This is a genomic window from Vicinamibacteria bacterium, assembly GCA_035620555.1.
Classification (GTDB): Bacteria; Acidobacteriota; Vicinamibacteria; order Marinacidobacterales; family SMYC01; genus DASPGQ01.
The window spans coordinates 1-2980 of sequence record DASPGQ010000003.1; the positions used below are offsets into that span (position 1 = coordinate 1).

The 2980-nt window shown below is 63.3% G+C and carries 3 protein-coding genes; 1 reads left to right on the forward strand and 2 read right to left on the reverse strand.

Translation table 11 applies throughout. The features are described 5' to 3' along the window. Nucleotides 1-97: 97 nt before the first annotated feature. Nucleotides 98-1126, reverse strand: a complete 1029-nt coding sequence (locus VEK15_00045) for an acetamidase/formamidase family protein (protein HXV59052.1) — start codon at nt 1124-1126, stop codon at nt 98-100. A 73-nt stretch (nt 1127-1199) separates the two neighbouring features. Here VEK15_00045 and VEK15_00050 point away from each other — a divergent pair, with 73 nt between their 5' ends. Continuing rightward, entirely contained in the window at nt 1200-1886 is a 687-nt protein-coding gene (locus VEK15_00050; protein HXV59053.1) for a hypothetical protein, read from the forward strand. A gap of 74 nt (nt 1887-1960) precedes the next feature. Here the strand turns inward: VEK15_00050 and VEK15_00055 are convergent. Beyond that, on the reverse strand, nt 1961-2980 hold a 1020-nt coding region (locus VEK15_00055; GenBank protein HXV59054.1), incomplete at its 5' end, for a M20/M25/M40 family metallo-hydrolase.

Sequence of the window (2980 nt, forward strand, 5' to 3'; positions counted from 1 at the left end):
AGCGCCTCGTCGGCAACGTGAATGGCCAGGGCGATGGCGAGGATTACCCACGCCAAACCATGCTCGGTCGCCCTCTTATCGATGCCGCTGTTTCTGTCTATTGGTGCGCTCCTTGATGGACCGGTCTCGCCGAATCGACTCCAATACCCTCCTCGACGAAGATTCCCTTGGGAAGCAGCGCATGAATCCCTTTCGTACCATCGACGATTTGCGTGACGTGCAGATCGACGGCAAGGCTGCACAGCATATAGGCCTCGTCCTCGTCGAGCCCGCGCTCCGCGACCAGGTAATCGACCATCTCCGACACGGCGAGCTTTGCCGCCTCGTCCAGGTCGGGGTGAAGCCCCATGGTAATGACGTGCTCAGGGGTTTCGGCCCGAGGCCATTTCAGGCGCGCGCCTTTTCTCACCGTCACCTGGAACGTACCGCGCAACGACGTCTCGAGCGCCGTTCCATCCACCTCCCCGTTGCCCTGCGCTGCGTGACCGTCGCCGATGGTGAGAAGCGCGCCCCGAACGTGGACGGGTACCCACAGAGTCGATCCCGCCACCAGCTCCTTGTTGTCGATGTTTCCGGCGTGAAAGCCCGGCGGTCCACTGCTGATGCGACCCGAGGCATGCGGCGGCGCGACGCCGATACTCCCGAAGAAGGGCCGAAGCGGAATCTCGATCCCCTCGGAGAAGATCGCCACATCGCGCTCGCGATCGAGCGGGATGACGCGTGCTCCCAGATGTGGGAATCGCTCGGGGAGCGTTCCCCCGCCGGGCCGGAAGAGGTTGATGGCGAAATCCTCCGCCACCTCGATCTCGACGATCCGGATCTCGAGAGCATCCCCGGGCTCGGCGCCCTCGACCGCCACGGGGCCAACGAGCAAGTGCGGACCCTCCTGTTCTACCGCGCGATCGATTTCCTCCATCTCGGGACGAATGTGCTCCTCCGGGACACCGAACATCCGGAGGTTCCTGGCTCCGGTGACGAGCGTGGTGACCTCGAGAAAATCACCCGACCGGATCGTCAGCGCGGGCGGGACCGAGGCATCATGGTAACCCCACTGGACGAACCCTGGACGAGCGTCGATGGTGTGAGCCTGGTACTGCACGACAGCAACAAGGATCAATCCCAGCATGGAGCGCATTGTACGCGGGTCGAGGAGTACAATGAGAATATCGAACATCCGTACGACTGAAAGGAATGGGAGCATGAAGCTCACGTTGATCACGTCTGTCCTGCTCGGCACCGTCGCGCTCGCGGCGGCGGACGACATGGAGCATTTCCGTTGGCGAGGAAGAGTCGACGGCGTCGATGACATCTTCATCCAAGGAAACCAGGTCCGCATCGAGCACGTTTCCGCGAAGCCTATTCAGAATCAGGAACACCGGTTCACTGCACCCCTCCCCTTCGCCGAGGTCGAGCTCGACCTCGAAATCATCGAGGGTCGGGGGACCATACGGCTCATGGAACAGCCAAGCCAACGGAATCAGTTCACCGCCGTAGTGCGTGTCGACGACCAGGACAAGTCGGGTGACGGCGACTACGAGTTCGAGCTCACCTGGTCGCGCGAGGAGACGAAAGATAGAGACGCCTACTCTTCGGTATTCCGCTGGCGGGGGCGCGTCGACATCGCTTGCGACATCGAAGTGCGTGGAAGCCATCACCAGGTGAAGGACCAGGGTGGGGCGGGCACTCACGAGAAGAGCGCGAGCTTCACCGCTCCCCTTCCGGCATCCGACACGCCCGTGTCGGTCGACAAGCTCGATGGTCGAGGAAGTGTGGAGCTCGTGCAGACACCGAGCCCGGCGAACGGCTTCACCGCCGTCGTCCGCATCGAGGATCCGAAGGGTGGCGCCGACGACTACGACTTCGAGCTTCGCTGGCCGCGCGAATAAACCGGCTTTTCCTACGTTCGACCAAGATGAGATGGCTCTCTCTACTACGATGCCTACCTGTTTTGCGAGCGAAGCTATTTTGCCGCGGCAAGATCCATGACGATGTCCCAGTGGAAGCGGACGAAGCGGTAGAGCTCGCTTTCGAGGATTCGCTCCTGGTCGCTGTGCGCGCCAAAGCCCTTGGGCCCGTCCTCGACGTCGATCGCCGGGCCCACGCCGTAGCACTGCATACCTTTCGCCCGTAGATAGGCCATGTCGGTCGCCCCGGTGCTCATCGAGGGAAGCGTGATGGCGTCGTAATGTTTCGTGACGGCGGCCTCGATCGCCACGAATGCGTCCGAGTCGAGACGCGGCTCCTGCCCCTTCGGCCTCGTGTCGCGCTGTCCCAGACTCACCTCGACCGCCGGATCGTCGACCACCTTGCGAATCTCCTCGAGAAATGCCTGGATATCCTCGTCGGGCAGCGCCCGCGTGTCCACGGTGGCTCTCGCCTCCGACGGAATGACGTTGATGCGGTAACCGGCGTCGATGATGTTGGGCGAGGTCGAGGTGCGGAGCATGGAGGCATGGTGCGGCTCGTGCTCGAGGAAATACTCGTCGGCCTCCCGGGCCGTTTCGGGATCGAGGACGGCACGGTAGCGCGCGGCCTCTTCCGGAGGGGAAATGGATGCCAGCCGCTCGAAGTACATGCTCGTCGTCTCGTTGAGCCGCACGGGAGATCGCCAGTCGGCGATGGCGGCCACGGCCTTGGCGAGGTGTGCGACGGAGTTGGTCTTGAGGGGAACAGACCCATGGCCGGCGACACCCCGTGCGGTCAGCTCGACGGCATACGGAATCTTCTCGAGCGTCTGCACCGCGGCATAACGCACCTCGCCCCCGACCCGCATCACGCGACCGCCCTCGGCGTAGCAGAACTCGGCGTCGATCGCGTCGAAGTGCTCGTTCACCATGAACTGGATCCCGACGCGGGTCGAGCCTTCCTCGCCTGCCTCCGCGAGAAAAATGACGTCGCGATCGAGCCGGACGCCGAGCCGCTTCAGCTCGAGCATCACCATCAGGGCCGCGACGAGGTTGTCCTTGTCGTCCACCGTGCC

Coding starts and splice junctions, on each gene's coding strand:
- VEK15_00050 (HXV59053.1), top strand. CDS start 1,200: ATGAAGCTCACGTTGATCACGTCTGTCCTGCTCGGCACCGTCGCGCTC.
- VEK15_00045 (HXV59052.1), bottom strand. CDS start 1,126: ATGCTGGGATTGATCCTTGTTGCTGTCGTGCAGTACCAGGCTCACACC.